General features: G+C 69.1%; 12 protein-coding genes and 4 pseudogenes. 8 read left to right on the forward strand and 8 right to left on the reverse strand.

Translation table 11 applies throughout. The features are described from left to right. Positions 1-370: pseudogene (locus SYNGFB01_RS06920) on the reverse strand (circadian clock KaiB family protein); the annotation flags it as partial. A gap of 163 nt (positions 371-533) precedes the next feature. On the opposite strand from SYNGFB01_RS06920, the gene SYNGFB01_RS06925 reads away from it, so the two are divergent. The 4 genes and pseudogenes from SYNGFB01_RS06925 to pepN all read left to right on the forward strand — a co-directional run bounded on the left by SYNGFB01_RS06925 (position 534) and on the right by pepN (position 4,345). Then, positions 534-1,073, forward strand: coding sequence for a hypothetical protein (locus SYNGFB01_RS06925; protein WP_048017485.1), 540 nt, complete (start codon positions 534-536; stop codon positions 1,071-1,073). A gap of 19 nt (positions 1,074-1,092) precedes the next feature. Beyond that, on the forward strand, positions 1,093-1,338 hold the full coding sequence (locus SYNGFB01_RS15375; RefSeq protein WP_235299976.1) for a hypothetical protein: 246 nt from the start codon (positions 1,093-1,095) through the stop codon (positions 1,336-1,338). Then, a complete protein-coding gene (locus tag SYNGFB01_RS15380) occupies positions 1,335-1,586 on the forward strand; it encodes a hypothetical protein (RefSeq protein WP_235299977.1) in 252 nt (83 codons plus the stop codon). Before SYNGFB01_RS15375 ends, SYNGFB01_RS15380 begins: the two co-directional genes overlap by 4 nt. A 54-nt stretch (positions 1,587-1,640) precedes the next feature. Beyond that, positions 1,641-4,345: pseudogene (gene pepN, locus SYNGFB01_RS06935) on the forward strand (aminopeptidase N). A 19-nt stretch (positions 4,346-4,364) separates the two neighbouring features. On the opposite strand, the gene SYNGFB01_RS06940 reads toward pepN, so the two are convergent. Next, the gene (locus SYNGFB01_RS06940) at positions 4,365-5,594 is read right to left on the reverse strand and encodes a glycoside hydrolase family 10 protein (protein ID WP_048017479.1); all 1,230 of its coding nucleotides are present in this window, start codon (positions 5,592-5,594) and stop codon (positions 4,365-4,367) included. A gap of 32 nt (positions 5,595-5,626) precedes the next feature. After that, on the reverse strand, positions 5,627-6,628 hold the full coding sequence (locus tag SYNGFB01_RS06945; protein ID WP_048017480.1) for a ribose-phosphate pyrophosphokinase: 1,002 nt from the start codon (positions 6,626-6,628) through the stop codon (positions 5,627-5,629). A gap of 361 nt (positions 6,629-6,989) precedes the next feature. Between SYNGFB01_RS06945 and SYNGFB01_RS12490 the strand changes: the two genes are divergently transcribed. Then, positions 6,990-7,235, forward strand: a complete 246-nt coding sequence (locus SYNGFB01_RS12490; RefSeq protein WP_053068375.1) for a hypothetical protein — start codon at positions 6,990-6,992, stop codon at positions 7,233-7,235. A 16-nt stretch (positions 7,236-7,251) separates the two neighbouring features. On the opposite strand, the gene SYNGFB01_RS06955 is transcribed toward SYNGFB01_RS12490, so the two are convergent. Then, positions 7,252-8,238, reverse strand: a complete 987-nt coding sequence (locus SYNGFB01_RS06955; protein ID WP_048017481.1) for an LCP family protein — start codon at positions 8,236-8,238, stop codon at positions 7,252-7,254. Between the two features lie 96 nt (positions 8,239-8,334). On the opposite strand from SYNGFB01_RS06955, the gene SYNGFB01_RS06960 reads away from it, so the two are divergent. Together SYNGFB01_RS06960 and malQ are read left to right on the forward strand one after the other, a co-directional pair. After that, positions 8,335-9,543 (forward strand): Coenzyme F420 hydrogenase/dehydrogenase, beta subunit C-terminal domain, encoded by a 1,209-nt coding sequence (locus SYNGFB01_RS06960; protein WP_048017482.1) that lies wholly within the window; start codon positions 8,335-8,337, stop codon positions 9,541-9,543. Next, positions 9,540-11,063, forward strand: coding sequence for a 4-alpha-glucanotransferase (gene malQ, locus SYNGFB01_RS06965; RefSeq protein ID WP_235299978.1), 1,524 nt, complete (start codon positions 9,540-9,542; stop codon positions 11,061-11,063). Before SYNGFB01_RS06960 ends, malQ begins: the two co-directional genes overlap by 4 nt. On the opposite strand, the gene SYNGFB01_RS06970 is transcribed toward malQ, so the two are convergent. Next, a complete protein-coding gene (locus tag SYNGFB01_RS06970; RefSeq protein ID WP_082325918.1) occupies positions 10,994-11,941 on the reverse strand; it encodes a RodZ family helix-turn-helix domain-containing protein in 948 nt (315 codons plus the stop codon). The two genes, malQ and SYNGFB01_RS06970, sit on opposite strands and share 70 nt — an antisense overlap. Further along, positions 11,914-12,639, reverse strand: coding sequence for a pseudouridine synthase (locus SYNGFB01_RS06975; protein ID WP_048017483.1), 726 nt, complete (start codon positions 12,637-12,639; stop codon positions 11,914-11,916). The genes SYNGFB01_RS06970 and SYNGFB01_RS06975 overlap by 28 nt, the downstream gene beginning before the upstream one ends. Positions 12,640-12,714: 75 nt before the next feature. On the opposite strand from SYNGFB01_RS06975, the pseudogene SYNGFB01_RS06980 reads away from it, so the two are divergent. Continuing rightward, a pseudogene (locus SYNGFB01_RS06980) lies at positions 12,715-13,714 on the forward strand (RpoD/SigA family RNA polymerase sigma factor). Positions 13,715-13,945: 231 nt separating this feature from the next. On the opposite strand, the gene SYNGFB01_RS06985 reads toward SYNGFB01_RS06980, so the two are convergent. Both SYNGFB01_RS06985 and SYNGFB01_RS06990 read right to left on the reverse strand, forming a co-directional pair. Then, on the reverse strand, positions 13,946-14,413 hold the full coding sequence (locus tag SYNGFB01_RS06985; protein ID WP_048017484.1) for a hypothetical protein: 468 nt from the start codon (positions 14,411-14,413) through the stop codon (positions 13,946-13,948). A 100-nt stretch (positions 14,414-14,513) separates the two neighbouring features. Further along, positions 14,514-15,930, reverse strand: a pseudogene (locus SYNGFB01_RS06990) (ABC1 kinase family protein); the annotation flags it as partial.

Consider the following 15,930-nt stretch of genomic DNA (forward strand, 5'->3'; position numbering starts at 1 on the left):
TCCTGGCGCAGCACCAGCAGCTGGTCCTCGAGCTGCAGTTCCCGTCGGTGCGGCTGCCATCGGTCTCGGCGGGCCGCAGGCTCAGCCCCAGACTGGTGACCACCTCCATCTGCTGCCAGCGGGGCAGCCAGCTGCGCAGCTTCTGGCTGATCGAGCTGCCGGCGATCACCTGGCGAGGCGGCGGATCGAGCTTGACCAGAGCCGGTGTGGCCACCAGCCGATGCAGTTCGAGCAACTCCGGCTGGCGGGCAGGATCGGCCACCTCCAGACTCACATCGAAGCCGCAGTCCTCGCTGTTGAGAAACTGCAGCAGTCCTCGCAGATCGCTGCCGGCCAGATGCTGTGGGGCTGCCACCAGCAGCAGCTTCAGGGGCTGGCGGGCGGGCGGTGGGCCGGGGTGGGAGCGACGGAGGCGGTCACACGCTCACCCTATGGACTTCCGGACGATCCGGCCCGTCCTGGCTATGACGGTGGTGTTGCTGCAACGGGCGGGGCACCGCCTGCGGGAGGCCGCCTTGGCTGCACCAGAGCATCTGCCCCAGTCCCTGGTGAGCCGTGTGATTCCCAGCCGGATCCAGCTCGACAGCAGCCTGCGTCGCTGGTTTGCACGCAACCTCGGGTTGTGGCGCTCGCGCCGGCTCTATTTCTTCGCCGATGGCGAGGCGCTCCGGGTCGACATGATGCTGCGGGTCGAGGCCTTCTCCGAACCGGTGGAAGGGGAGTCGGCCTACCGCTTCACCTGGTGGCCCGAAAACGACTTCGAGTTCTTCGAGCGACATCCACGTTTCGTGCCCACCGGCACCATGGAGGCCTACCTGTGCGGGCATCAGCTGCGTCGCAGCCGCGGCTACCTCTGCGGCAGCCCCACCAAGAGCCAGATCCGCCAGGTGGATGAACATGAGCTGATCTTCGAGTCGCACTATCAGGAGTGGGACATCCTCGAGCACATCCGGCTTGTCGACCAGGACCGCTACCGGGCTCGCTCGATCTACTCCTGGAAAGACGGAGTTCTGGAGCTGGCCGAAACCCACCATGAGATCCGCGTGGAGGAGGCCGGGGCCACCCTGCCCTGATGCATCAGCATGGAGCGAGTTGTCGCTCGCGTCTGTGACCTCGCTGCCCCATCCCTTCCGGCCGCTGCTCTACTCCCTCGCCCTGCTGCTGCCGGTGGTGATGCCGCTTCTGGTGCTGGCCGCGCCCGCCCAGGCCGCTCCCGCCAGCGAGGCCGAGATGAATCTCTACACCCGCATCGCTGCGGTGAATGTCTGCCTGGCCCGGGCTGCCGGTGTGGAGTTTGACAAGGCGGTGGGCATCGCCGGGGAAACCATCGCCAGGTGATTCAGGGCCAGCACGGCGGTGCGATCGTGCAGGTGGGCCCCAAGCCTCTCAGCCTGGAGGAGCTGCGTCGGGGTTCGATCAATTCCGCGGTGATCGGTGCAGTGGAGGTGTGCCCTAACCAGGTGCCGGCCGATGTGGTGAAGCGGGTGCAGGAAGCGCTCAAGAGCCAGCCGGATGCCAAGACTCCGGATGCCAAGACTCCGGATGCCAAGGCACCGGCTGCCAAGAGCACGGGCAAGGGCAAGTGAAGGCCGCGCGGGGGGCGGCTGGGGCAGGATCCACATCAGCCTGACCGTGCCCCCATGGCCACCCCTGCCGCGGCCACCGTGCATCTCGCCGACTACACGCCGGCGCCCTACCGGATCCCCCGCACCGAGCTGTGCTTCCGCCTGGGGAGCCACGGCACCATGGTGGCGTCCCGGCTCGAGCTGGAACCCAATCCCGTCGCGGCTTCTGGTCCGTTGCTGCTGTGGGGGCTCGACCTGGAGTTGCTCGAGCTGAAGCTCGATGGCGAGCCACTGCCCGCCGAAGCCTTTGTGCTGAAACCGGATCATCTGCTCCTCCCGCAGCCGCCCCGCCGGCCTTTCGTGCTGGAGACCCTGGTCCGGATCCATCCGGAAACCAACTCCACCCTCGAGGGGCTCTATGTGAGCGGCGGGCTGTTCACCAGCCAGTGCGAGGCCGAGGGTTTCCGGCGCATCACCTTCCATCCCGACCGTCCCGACCTGCTCAGCCGTTTCCGGGTGCGGATCGAGGCGGATCTGGAGACCTGCCCCGTGCTCCTCTGCAACGGCAACTGCATCGAGACCGGCGGGCTGCCACCCGAACCAGGCGCCGCCGCTGTGACGCCGCCGACCCGGCATTACGCGATCTGGGACGACCCCTTCCCCAAGCCCTCCTATCTCTTCGCCCTGGTGGCGGGTCGGTTGGAGGAGGTGCGCGACCGCTTCACCACCGCCAGCGGCCGCGAGGTGGCCCTCCGCATCCATGTGGAGCCCGGCGATGCCCCCTACACCGCCCATGCGATGGCCTCCCTGAAACGAGCCATGGCCTGGGATGAACAGCGCTATGGGCTTGAATACGACCTTGATGAGTACAACATCGTTGCGGTGCGCCATTTCAATATGGGCGCCATGGAAAACAAAAAGTCTCAATATCTTCAACTCCAAGCTTGTTCTCGCCGATGCTGAAACGGCGACAGATGCCGAGCTCGAGCGGATCGAGAGCGTGATCGCGCATGAGTATTTTTTCCACAATTGGACCGGCAACCGCATCACCTGTCGTGACTGGTTTTTCAGTTTGTCGCTGAAAAGAAGGCCTCACGGTGTTTCGTGACCAGAGCTTCACGGAGGATCTGCATGGTGCGGCGCTCAATCGCATTGAAAATGTGGCGCTGCTGCGCAATACCCAGTTTCGCGAGGATGCCGGTCCTACGGCGCATCCCGTGCAGCCTGATTCCTACCAGGCGATCGATAATTTTTACACCACTACGATCTATGAAAAGGGCGCCGAACTGATCCGCATGCTCCATACCGTGCTGGGCGAGGAGACGTTCATGCGGGGCATGGCGCTCTACGTGCAGCGGCATGACGGCTGCGCCGCCACCTGTGATGACTTCCTGCAGGCCATGCAGGATGCGGTCGGGGGCCCGCCACCCTTCGACTTCGATCAGTTCCGCCGCTGGTATCACCAGGCCGGCACACCCGTGCTGCAGATCCAGCGTCACTGGGATGGCGATGCCGGCGTGCTGGAGCTGCAGATCCACCAGCACACCCCCCCCACTCCTGGTCAGCACCGGAAGCATCCCGTGGTGATTCCCCTCGCCCTGGGGTTGATCGATCAGGCCGGCACCGAGCTGCCGCTGCAGCTCGAGGGGGAGCCCGCCCCCAGCCCGGGAACCCGTCTGCTGGTGATCGATCGGGAGGAGCAGAGCCTGCGCCTGGTGGGGCTGCCACGTCGTCAGCATCCACCGGCCCTGTCGCTGCTGCGGCAGTTCTCGGCACCGGTGAAGCTGGATCTCGGGCGTCCCGCCGCCGAACTGGTGCACCTGCTGGCGGCTGATCACGATCCCTTCGCCCGCTGGGATGCGGGCCAGGCGCTGCTGCGCCGCACGCTGCTGGCACGGGCCGCGGGGCAGCCCGACGCTCAGTCGGAGGAGGAGCTCATCGACGCCTTCGGCCGGATCCTGGCCGACCCCTCGCTCTCGGAAGCCAGTCGCAGTGTGCTGCTGGCTCTGCCGGGCCTGGCGGAGCTGGAGGATGCCGCCGAGGCCGCCGGTCAGGAACCGGAACCTCCAGCGCTGTTCGAAGCCCTGATGGATCTGCAGCGCTGTTTCGGCGAGGCCCTGGCCGAGTCGCTGGCCTCGGCCCTGGAGCGCTGCCGCGAGGCCTGGCAGGACACCTGGCCCGGCGGCAGCGGCGCTCGCCGACTCACGGCTCTGATCTGGAGCTGGCGGGCGGCGGCCGCTGATGCTGGGGTGATCGCCGCTGCACGGGCGGCGGTGGATGGCCCCTCCATGACCCTGGCCCGCGCCGGCCTGCGGGCCCTGCAGTGCCTGCCGATCCCCGAACGCCAGGCGGCCATGGATGCGTTCCATGCCCGCTGGCAGCAGAGGCCGGTCATCCTCGATGCCTGGTTCGCCCTGGAGGCGGCGGCCCCATTCGCCGGCGGGCTGGAGCGGGTGTCCCGGCTGCTGGAGCACCCCCACTACGATCCGATGGCGCCCAATTCGGTGCGGGCGGTGCTGGGCGGGCTGGCCGGCAACGCGCCGGTGTTCCACGCCGCCGACGGGTCGGGCTACCGCTTCCTCGCCGGGCAGATCGCCGACCTCGATCGTCGCAACCCGATCACCGCCTCCCGGCTGGCCAAGGTGTTCAGCCGCTGGCGCAGCTACGGCCCGGCGCGCTCCGGGGCGATGCGAGCCGCCCTGGAGCAGCTGGCTGCAGCCGACCTCTCACCCAACAGCCGTGAGGTGGTGGGACTGTGCCTTGGGGGAGGCGGCGACTGATCGCTGCGGCCGGAGCAGCTCAGCGCTGCCGCAGCGGCGGCGGTGGGGTCGGCAGGCCGCTGAGGCTCCGGTGCAGCTGGCCAAACGCCGCCCGGCGGACCGCCCCGCCCTCCGGGCCGGCGTGCATGCCCCAGAGACCCTCCCAGTAGAAATAGATGATGCCGTGGCCGCGAGCGGCGGCCAGCCGGGCCTTCTCGGCCACGATCGCCATGGGGGTCGTGCGCCCGCCGAAGCCCGCCAGGATGCCGATCTCCACCGGCAGGCCCCAGCCGTGTGCCTTGACCAGCGCGGGCTGATCGAGGTCTTTCGCGAAGCCCCGCACCGAGTGGGCATAGTTCTGCACGATCAGGTCGTCCACGAGGCCGCCCACGACCCAGAGCTCCCAGTCCTGCAGCCAGGTGTTGTAGGCGAAGCGGAACGGTCCGGGTGAGAGGCTCACCAGCGTGGGGTGGGGCTTCGGCTTGCCCGAGGCTCTGACCTTCGACGCTGCCTGCTCATCGAGCTGCCGCAGGGCCGCCCTCAGTTCCCGCAGCAGCTCGGTGAGCTGCTGGCGGCGCCAGCGCATCCAGAAGCGGTCGGTGTGATCGGTCGGAGGTTCGCGCCCGGTGGTCTGGCGGTAGAGGTCGCGGGTGGTGGGGTCATAGCCCAGCTCGACCGGCCAGGCGAAATGGTCGTCGAGCTGGATTCCATCCACGCCGCAGCGTTGCACGATCTCGCTGATCAGGCCGATGAAGCGTTCACGCACCCCCGGATGGGCCGGGTTGAGCCAAACCATGGTGCGGCCATGCATCGGGTAGGCCGAGCTGCCCTGGCGGTTCTGCAGCACCCACTCCGGATGGCGGCGCACCACCTCGGCCTCGGCGGGTTCCATCAGCCCGTATTCGAACCAGGGGATGACCTCGAGGCCGCGGCGGTGGGCCGNCCTGGTGAGCCGGCAGATCGGATCGAGGTTGGGGTTGGCTTTGGCCAGGGCCGGTTCCAGGGGGGCCCAGCGGCTGCGGTGGAAGGTGGTGCCGCGGCTCCACACATTGGGGTAGAGGGTGTTGAAGCCGGTGTCGGCCAGCTCGGCCACGGCGCGCTCGATCCGGGCCGGGTCGTAGTAGAGCGGGCTGGGGCTGTTGGTGAGCCACACTCCGATGCGCCGCATCGGCTGGGCAGCAACAGGCACCTCGCCCGCCGCCACCAGAGCGGCCAGGAGCAGTTGGATCGCCACAGGCAGCAGGGCCTTGAGCCGGACTCGACCGCCCATGGGGTTGCGATGTCGCTGGTGCGGCACCCCGCTCAGCGGAACATCGAGCTCACCGAGCTCTCCTCGTGGATCCGCCAGATCGCCTCGCCCAGCATGTTGGCCACCGACAGCACCCGCAGCTGGGGGAAGTGACGCTGCTCGGCCAGTGGGATCGAGTTGGTCACCACCACCTCCTCGAACAGGCCGGGTTCGGAAAGTCGCTCGATCGCCGGATCGCTGAACACCGCATGGGTGGCACAGCACAGAACCCGGGCGGCACCCCGGCGGCGCAGCAGTCTGGCCCCCTGGCAGATCGTGCCGCCGGTGTCGATCATGTCGTCGATCAGCACGGCCGTTTTGCCGGCCACGTCACCGATCACGGTGAGGCTCTCGGCCACATTGTGGGCGGCGCGGCGCTTGTCGATGATCGCCAGCGGCGCGTCGTGCATCTGCTTGGCGAAGGCCCGCGCCCGGGCCACCCCGCCCACGTCCGGTGACACCACCACCACCTCGCCGAGGTCACGGGTGCTGAGGTAGTCGACGAGCACCGGAGATCCGTAGATGTGGTCGCAGGGAATGTCGAAGTACCCCTGGATCTGTGACGAGTGCAGATCCATCGCCAGCACCCGGTCCACGCCGCTCTTGGTGAGCAGGTTGGCCACCAGCTTGGCGGTGATCGATTCGCGGCCTGCCGTCTTGCGGTCCGCCCGGGCATAGCCGTAATAGGGGATCACCGCGGTGACCTGCCGAGCGGAGGCCCGCTTGCAGGCGTCCACCATGATCAGCAGCTCCATCAGGTGATCGTTCACCGGAGCGCAGGTGGGCTGCACCAGGAAGACGTCACAGCCGCGGATCGATTCCTGGATCTGGATGTAGGTCTCGCCGTCGGCGAAGCGTTTGATCACGCGCGGGCCGTCGGGCACCCCCAGGTAGGCGCCGATCTCCCGGGCGAGATCCGGGTTGGATGTGCCGCTGAACAGCCGCAGACGGCGGTTGTCTGGAGTGGCCTGATTGCCCGCCTGTGCCAGCCGATCGGCGGTCAGAAAACTGGTCACGGCGGGCGCGGACGCGTCGGCTGGAACCCGATGGTAGAAGCGTGCCGGTCCAGGGAGTGCAAACAACCATGACGTTTTCTCAGCTCTCGCCCGTCGCGGCCGGTGGCTGCTGTCCGGACAAGCTGGTGCTGCTGGCCCATGGCTCCGCTGATCAGGTGCTGGCCCTGCAGCGCCAGGCGGGGCCGCGGCTGGCAGAGGCCCTGGGCCTGCCCTGGGCCGGTTGGCCCGTTGCCACCGACCCCTCTGCTCTGCTGGCCGATCTGCCGGCCGGTCTGGTGCCGCTGCCGCTCGATCCCGGCCAGACCCTCAGTGCGGGCGGACACTGGGCCGAAGCCCTCGGGGCCTGGCGTCAGCGACGCTCGTGCTGGTCACGGCCGTGCAGGCCTCTTGCGGCGTGCCGGCGGCCAGCGCTGCCCTGCTCCGGCAACAGGGGGTGCCGCTGGTGGGTCTGGTGCAGTGGGGAGGGCCCTGGGAGGCGGAATGGCGCCGCCGGGAGGGCTTGCCCTGGCTGGGCTGGCTGACGGCGGACGACCAGCCGGCCGTGGCCGATCTCGAGGACCAGGCTGCCGCTCTGGCGACGGCTCTCCAGCTCCGCTGGCGGGGCTGAGCGGGGCCGCTCCGGATCATGGTGGTTTGGGGCCTTCGGCCCTCGCCGCCGACGCCTCGGATGGCTGGAGCGCAGGCCAGAGGGGATCCGGCGCCCCGCTGGAGATCTCGCGCAGACCGCTGATGCCCTGCCGCTGCGGCGCCAGGGGCAGCTGGCGCCACTGGCTGGGTTGCTCCTGGCTCAGGCCGGCCGCCAGCAGGCTCAGCAGTTCCGAGTCGCTGAGGTTGGTGTTGACCTGAGCGCGCAGGGTTCGGGCCAGGCCGGGTAGTCGTTCGATCTGGTGGGGCATCGCCAGCTCCCGCAGCAGGCTCTGGGTCACCTCCCGCTGCTGTTCCTGACGGCTTTCGTCGGGCCGGAGCGGGTCGCGATAGCGGGCCAGGTGCTCCAGCGTCTGGCCGCGCAGCCGTTGCAGGCCCGCCTGGAGATTGATGCGCAGGTTCTGGCGCTTGTCGGAGTAGCGCATCACCCGGGCCGGATTGGCCTCCACGGAGCCCAGGCCATCCACCAGGTCGCGCAGGGCACCGCGGCTGAGCACCACGAAGCGATCGGGCTCGCCGGGAGCGAGCCCGATCAGCTCGCGCACCGCATCAGCCGTGAGCGCAGGGCCGCCGAGGCGATACAGGCTGCCGAGGGACTGGGGGCGTCGCTGCCCGGGCAGTTGCACCGCCAGGTTGGCCGGAACGCTGAGCAGCTGAAGCGGGGCGTGGGGGTTGACCCGCACCAGCAGCAGGGCATCGGCGTTGGCGGGGCCCGGCGGTGCGGCTCGGTTCATCGCATCGCCGAGCCGGTCGCTGTCGATCCCGATCACCAGAACGGTGATCGATCGGGTCGGCGGCTTGGCCAGGTCCGCCGGCTGGCGTCGGTCACGGGTCTCCTGTCGTCGATCCGCGCTGGGCCAGATCAGATTGAGCAGCAGGACGCCCGCGGCGACCCCGAGACCTGCCGCGGCCAGGCGCAGCGCGATGACCCACCTGGTGCGGGGGACGGCGGAACGGGTAGCCATCGCTGGCGCTGGATCGGGGCGGCTGGGCCCCACTCTCGCCCACCCGGAGGGTGGACAACCGATAGGTTGAACCCTTCTGTGGATGCACCCGGTCCGGTGACTGCGACCTCCCACTCCCAGGCCCCCCATGAGCGGGCCCGGCCGCTGGCCAAGGGCAGCGTGTATCCGGCCAAGGATCTCTGCAGCCAGTGCGGCCTGTGCGACAGCCGCTGGGTGGCCTACGTGAAGAGCAGCTGCGCCTTCCTGGAGCAGCGCTTCGAGGCCATGGAAACGGCGGCCCACGGCCGCAGTCGCGATCTCGACAACCAGGACGAGCTCTACTTCGGCGTGCAGCAGCGCATGCTCACGGCCCGACTGCGCCGGCCGATCGAGGGCGCCCAGTGGACCGGCATCGTCAGCCGCATCGGTGTGCGTGCCCTCGAGACTGGCCTGGTGGACGCGGTGCTGTGCGTGGGCCAGAGCGAGACCGACCGCTTCACGCCCGTGCCGCGGCTGGCCCGCACGCCGGAGGAGGTGCTCAGCGCCCGGGTGAACAAGCCCACCCTCTCGCCCAACCTGGAGGTGCTGGAGCAGCTGCCCGGCAGCGGCATCCGCCGCCTGCTGGCGATCGGTGTGGGCTGCCAGATCCAGGCCCTGCGCGCGGTGCAGCCCACCCTGCCGCTCGACGAGCTGTTCGTGCTGGGCCTGCCCTGCGTCGACAACGTGTCGCGCCAGGGGCTCCAGACCTTCCTGGAGAGCACCGTGAGCTCTCCGCACACCGTGGTGCACTACGAGTTCATGCAGGACTTCCGCATCCACTTCCGCCACAGCGACGGCCGCGAGGAGACGGTGCCCTTCTTCGGGCTCGACACCCCGAAGCTCAAGGACGTGTTCGCGCCGAGCTGTCTGAGCTGCTTCGACTACACCAACGCCGGCGCTGACCTGGTGGTGGGCTACATGGGGGCGACGTTCGGCCGCCAGTGGCTCACCGTGCGAAACCCCAGGGGGCAGGTGCTGCTGGATCTGGTGGAGCCGGAGCTGGATGTGGCGCCCGTGAGCTCCAGCGGCGACAGGCGGGCGGCGGTGCAGCAGGGTATCGAGGCCTATGACAAGGCCGTGAAGCTGCCCCTCTGGCTGGCCCGGCTGATCGGTTGCGTGGTGAAGCGCTTCGGTCCGAAGGGTCTGGAATACGGCCGCTTCTCGATCGACTCCCACTTCACGCGCAACGCCCTCTGGTTGCGGCGCCATCACCCCGAAAAGCTCGAGGCCCACATCCCGGCCTTCGCCAAGGCGATCATCAGCCGCTACCGGCTGCCGGCGGCGTGAACGCTCCCGGGCCCCGCGCCGGGGTGCTGCTGCATGTCACCGCACTGCCCGGGCCCGGTGAGAGAGGCACGTTCGGCGAGGCCGCCCATGAGTGGGTGACCCTGCTCGGTCGTCATGGCATCCGGGCCTGGCAGCTTCTGCCCCTGGCCCCCACCGACGCCACCGGCTCGCCCTACAGCTCCCCCAGCGGCTCGGCCCTGAATCCCGCCCTGCTCGATGCCGACCGACTCCTGCGTGAAGGCTGGATCAGCGCCAGCGACCTGGACGAGCTGTCCCATCCCTGCAACGCCGATGCCCTGGCCTCGGCGTTGCAGCGCGCCTGGCCTGCCCAGGGGCCGACCCGGCAGCGGGCCTTTCGCCGCTGGTGCCGCAGCGAGCGGTTCTGGCTGAAGGATCACTGCCGCTTCATGGTGCTGCGCAGGCTGCAGGGCGGGGCTCCCTGGTGGCAGTGGCCCCCGGAGCTGGCCCTGCGCCAGCCTCAGGCCATGCGCCGCCTTGATCAGGATCAGGCTGGGGCTCTCCAGGCCGAGGCGCTGATCCAGTGGCAGCTGCAGAACCAGTGGAGCTCCCTGCAGCGGCGGGCCCGGGCCGTGGGGGTTCAGCTGATCGGGGACCTGCCCTTCTACGTGGCCCATGACAGTGCCGATGTCTGGGCGCGGCCGCGATTGTTCAGTCTCGGCCCCGGCGGCAGCCTGCTGCAGCAGAGCGGGGTTCCACCCGACTACTTCTCGGCGACCGGCCAGCTCTGGGGCACACCCGTCTACCGCTGGGGGGTGCACCTGGGCAGCGGCTTTCGCTGGTGGATGCTGCGGCTGCTGCGGCAGCTGGAACTGTTCGACCTGCTGCGGCTTGATCATTTCCGCGCCCTTCAGGCCTACTGGAGCGTTCCCGGCAGCGATGACACCGCCGAACATGGCCACTGGCGGCCGTCACCCGGCTGGCTGCTGCTGGCGCTGCTCTGGCTGCGCTGCGGCTTCTCCGGCCAGCTGCAGAGCTGCCGGCTGCGCCTCATCGCCGAAGATCTCGGTGTGATCACGCCTCCCGTGGAGGCCCTCCGGGATCGATTCGGCCTCAGCGGCATGAAGATCCTCCAGTTCGCCTTCGACGGCAACCCCGAGAATCCCTATCTGCCGGCCAACATCCATGGCCGCCGCTGGGTCGTCTATACCGGCACCCACGACAACGCCACCAGCCTGGGCTGGTGGCATCAGCTGGATGGCGACAGCCGTGCCCGGGTGGAGGCCGCGGTGGGTGGAGCGGTGACCGCGCCGGGCTGGCAGCTGCTGGAACTGGCGCTGGCCACGCCCGCTGAGCTGGTGATCGTGCCGCTGCAGGATCTTCTGGAACTCGGCGATGAGGCCCGCTTCAACACGCCGGGCACGACCGGACCTCAGAACTGGACCTGGCGTCTGGATCGGCCGATCGCTGCCCTGGACGGGCCTCTGAAGGGCTACGGGGAGCTGGCCGCGGCGGCTGGTCGTGGCGAGGGTGTCTCCGCCACCGTGAAGGTCCCGGGCTGACCGGCCACGGCCGCAAGCGGCAGGCCGTTCCAGAGCACCCGGCTGCCGGGGCCGGGGGCGGGGTCGAGCCGCAGCCGGAAGGGTGGGGTGAGCGGCAGCCTGAGCTGGCCGCTGGCGGCCGCCAGATCGGTGCTCACGGCCCCGTTGCTGCTCAGGGTGATGCGGCTGCTCTGCTGGAGCTCCAGCTCGAGCAGGCCCGGGCCTGAGGCTTCGGATCGCTGGCCCTGGCTCAGCAGCTTCAACCCCTGGCCGCTGGCGGCCTGGTCGAGGGGCCGCAGCCCCGGGACCACCCTCAGCAGGCTCTGGGCGGCTGACTCCGGTTTCTGCTGTTCATCGGCAGGCACCGGTGGGATCGGTCGCAGGGCCAGCCGGCCCTCGCCCGCCAGCCGTTGCTGTTCCAGGTTGAGCGCGTAGATCAGCCCCAGGGTGAGCACGGCGTAGAGCACCGTCCCCTGCCAGGTGGTGAACACATCGATCGACCCCGGGGTGAAGCGCCGCTGGGGCTGGTGACTCCCCGGGCTCCGCTGCGCCGGCAGGGCGGCAGCGAGGCAGCCCGGCGGCATCTCCAGCTCGGCCTCGAGCAGGGGCAGCATCGAGCGCAGGTAGGTGGCTTCGGGGAGCCGGTCGCGCCAGCCCCGCTCCAGTGCTTCCAGCACGGGGGTGCTGATCCGGGTCTCCAGGGCCAGCTGGCGCAGGCTGAGCCCCCGCTGCTCGCGACGTTCCCGCAGCTGCTGTCCGGCCGCCAGCAGCGGATCCTCCAGCTTGCCGGCAGCACCGGCGGAGCCGGGTTCCGGTCGCCGTCGCCGCCAGAAGCGGAGCAGGGAGGTGCTGAAGGAAGCTCCGGGACGACTCAGGGCTGGCCAGCCAGTGCCTGCCATTCTTGGTGATGGAGGGGGCGCCAGCAGCCCTCGGCCAGATCGCCCAGGGATACCGGCCCGATGGCCAGCCGCTGCAGATCCAGCACCGGATGTCCCAGCAGCGCCGCGGTGCGGCGGATCTGACGGTTGCGCCCTTCGGCCATCGTGAGCTCCAGCAGGGAGCGTTGCCGCTGCTGCTGCAGCACCCGCAGCTGAACCGGCTGGCTGGGCTGACCGTCCAGGGGCACACCCGCCGCCCACTGCCGCAGGGTGCCCGCCGAGGGGCGGCCGCTCACCCAGACCCGGTAGGTCTTGCGGTGGCCGTAACGGGGATGGGTGAGGCGCAGGGTCAGATCCCCCTGATTGGTGAGCAGCAGGGCGCCGCGGCTGTCGGCATCAAGCCGGCCCACCGGATGCAGGCCCTGACCCTGACTCAGCCCGGCGGGCAGCAGATCGAGCACCGTGGGACGGCCATGGGGGTCGGCGCAGCTGCAGAGCACGCCCACCGGCTTGTTGAGCAGCAGCAGCAGGGGGTCGGCCGGCCTGTCGAGGCTGCGGCCATCCACCGTGATCCTGTCGGCGTGCGGATCAGCCCGCTCCCCGAGCTGGGCGATGCGGCCGTTGATCTCCACCCGCCCTTCCCGCAGCAGCTGCTCCGCGCCGCGACGGGAGCAGCGGCCTGCGGCGGCGATCAGTTTCTGGATCCGTTCCCGGGACATCTCCCCATGCTGGGGGAGCGACGCCGAATGGTGATAGGTTTACGAAACAAAGACGTTTCGTAAACGCTCACTCTCATGCCTTCCCTGACGGTGGCTGGAGCCGAGAGTGCCGGTGTCGCCGGTGGCGGCGACCTGGTGCGCAGCTATCTGCGCGACATCGGCCGTGTACCGCTGCTGACGCACGAGCAGGAGATCACGCTGGGTCGCCAGGTGCAGGAGCTGGTGGCGATCGAGGAGCTGGAGCTGGAGCTGGAGAGCCGGCTGGGGCGGAAGCCGAGCCAGGTGGAGCTGGCGACGGCGGCGGGGCTGAGCGCGCCGTTGCTGAAGCGTCGTCTGCAGGCGGGCCGGCGTGCGAAGGAGCGGATGGTGGCGGCGAACCTGCGGCTGGTGGTGAGCGTGGCGAAGAAGTACACCAAGCGGAACATGGAGCTGCTGGATCTGATCCAGGAGGGGACGATCGGGCTGGTGCGGGGGGTGGAGAAGTTCGATCCGACGCGGGGCTACAAGTTCAGTACGTATGCGTACTGGTGGATCCGGCAGGGGATCACGCGTGCGATTGCGGAGAAGAGCCGCACGATCCGACTGNCGATCCACATCACCGAGACGCTGAACAAGCTGAAGAAGGGCCAGCGGGAGCTGAGCCAGCTGCTNGGGGAGGACGCCGACGCTGGGCGAGCTGGCGGAGGCGGTGGAGCTGCCGGAGGAGGAGGTGAAGGATCTGCTGTGCCGTGCGCGGTTGNCAGTGAGCCTGGAGACGAAGGTGGGGGATGGGGACGACACGGAACTGCTGGATCTGCTGACTGGGGAGGGAGAGCTGCCGGAGGAGCGGTTGGACGGGGAGTGTCTCAAGGGAGACCTGAGGGCGCTGCTGGAGCAGCTGCCGGAGCTGCAGGGGCGGGTGCTCAAGATGCGCTATGGCATCGACCTCGGCGGCGGTGTCGCGGAGCCGATGAGCCTCAGCTCGATCGCCAAGGCGCTGGGGATGAGTCGCGACAAGACCCGCAACCTGGAGCGCAAGGCCCTCGAGAGCATCCGTTCCAAGTCGGCCATGCTGGAGGGCTACCAGGTGGCCTGAGCGCCGCCTCCGAGCTCCCTGGTACCAGCGCTNGCACCCGGGGACCGGGGATTGTGCTCCGGCCTGCCGGGCATCTCCATCCAGTCCGGGTTCCGGACGCTGCAAGCGCGGTTGCCGTGCTGTCCCCTGTCTCGATGATGGTTTCCTCGGCGGGCCGGTTCTGTGCCGTCGTTCCCCGTGGACGCCGCAGTGCTATGCCGATCGTGCAGTCGTGACGATGTCTGACGTCAGTCAGAAGAACTGATCGAAGTTGTCGAAGTCGACGGCCCGGAAGTTTCCTTCCTCCACCTGGGCCATCAGCCGCTCCAGCTGGACCCACAGCGCCCCGGCCGTGGCGATCGACAGCACGAAGGAGACCAGCAGGGCGACCCCGGCCGAGAAGCCGAACACCTGCANGCTGCCGCCGATGAACAGCGTGATGCCGATCACCACCCCGATGTAGGGGAGGGTGGCGGGACCGTTGCCGAGGGGCAGCATCGGCAGTCTGTCCTCCTTCCAGGCTTCCAGCCGGAGCCGCACCAGCCGGGCGAAGGTGAGACCGCACAGCACGCCGATGGCCAGGCCTGCCCCGGCCACCAGATAGGGAGGCTGGAGGATCGGCGCAAATTCCAGCAGGATCTCGCTGGCATCCAGATCCCCGAAGGCGCCGCTGTACTGGTCGGCGGCGGCGTCACTGAGATTGATCGGAGCGGCGGGCACGGGGGTGGCACANGGGTTGCCGCGACCCTAGCGGCGCCGCGGATCGGCTCCCCCACGTCGCCTTGCGGGGGACGGCTGGCCCAGGCCCAACAGGAGCCGATCAGGCTGCCGCGAGCGGGGCTAGTGGATTGAGCCGCTGCAGCAGGCCTCCAGCCAGGCGACGGGGGCTGAAGGTTCGCCCCAGGAGGGCTGTCAGGGCACGCAGGTCATCGGTGTGGAGATGATCTCCCTGCACCAGGGTGAGGAGCAGTCGCTGGCGCAGCTCACTCCCATCCGGCCCCAGCAGCAGCCTGAGGCCAGCGCCGGCCACGGGCAGGAGGCTGGGAACCCTGGCGTCGCCTTCGACGACCGCCAGTAGGTTCTCCAGCCGTTCGACCCGCAGCCGACCGGCGCGGTCGAACAGCACCTCGAGCAGCTTGCTGCGCATTTCAGCCGTGTCGCCGGCGAGCAGCCGCCTCGCCACATAGGGGTANGCCACGGCCACGATCCGGAAGCCTGGATCGAGCCTCAGTGCCAGACCTTCCTGGCTCACCACCGCCCGGATGATCAGCGCAAAGCGGGCCGGCACCCGGAATGGATAGTCATACATCAGTTCCGAGAAGCGATCGGTGATCGCCTTGAAATTGAAGCTGCCCACGTTCTCGCCCAGCGCACCTCCCAGCACCTCTTCGAGGGCGGGAATGATCGGCTCCAGATCCGTCTTCGGATTCAGAAAGCCGAGGGTCACGAAGTCCTGGGCAAGGGCCCGGAAATCACGGTTGATCAGGTGCACCACCGCTCCGGTGAGTGTGAGCCTGTCGGCATCGCTGATCGAATCCATCATCCCGAAGTCGACATAGGCCAGGTGGCCCATGGATCCGCTTCGGCCGGGCAGGGCGAAGAGGTTGCCGGGGTGGGGGTCGGCGTGGAAATAGCCGAACTCCAGCAGTTGCTGGAGCCCGGCGATCACTCCCGTGCGGATCAGGGCGGCCGGGTCGAGCCCGTGCGCCTCGAGTTCGTGGCGCTGCTGGAGCTTGATGCCATGGATCCAGGTGGTGGTGAGCACCCGCTGGCTGGAGAGGTGCCGCTCCACCCGGGGAATCGTCACCTCCGGGTGGCTGGCGAACANGGCGCCGAAGCGCTCGGCGTTGTCGGCTTCGCGGCGATAGTCGATTTCCTCGAACAGGGAACGCTTGAATTCGTCGATGATCTCGCCGAGACCGAAGCCCAGGTTGAGGGGCAGCAGCGGGCCGAACGTCACCGCCAGCAGCCGGATGATCGCCAGGTCACGCCGCAGAATGAAGGCCAGGTCGGGGCGCTGCACCTTCACGGCCACCCAGTGCCCGTCATCCAGCTGGGCCTTGTAGACCTGGCCGAGGCTGGCGGCCGCCACCGGATAGCCGGGGAACTCCCGGAAGAGCTGATCGGCCGAGCGCCGAGTTCCGCCTCGATGGTGGCCAGGGCGATGGCGTGAGGGAAGGCCGGCAGATCGTCCTGGAGGCGAGTGAGCTGATCCAGCCAGTCGCGCCGCACCAGAT

It is taken from the genome of Synechococcus sp. GFB01 (assembly GCF_001039265.1).
Classification (GTDB): domain Bacteria; phylum Cyanobacteriota; class Cyanobacteriia; order PCC-6307; family Cyanobiaceae; genus NIES-981.

Excerpts from the sequence above, each read along its gene's own strand:
- SYNGFB01_RS06955 (WP_048017481.1), bottom strand. The coding sequence starts at position 8,238 with ATGGCTACCCGTTCCGCCGTCCCCCGCACCAGGTGGGTCATCGCGCTG.
- SYNGFB01_RS06970 (WP_082325918.1), bottom strand. The coding sequence starts at position 11,941 with ATGGCAGGCACTGGCTGGCCAGCCCTGAGTCGTCCCGGAGCTTCCTTC.
- SYNGFB01_RS06975 (WP_048017483.1), bottom strand. The coding sequence starts at position 12,639 with ATGTCCCGGGAACGGATCCAGAAACTGATCGCCGCCGCAGGCCGCTGC.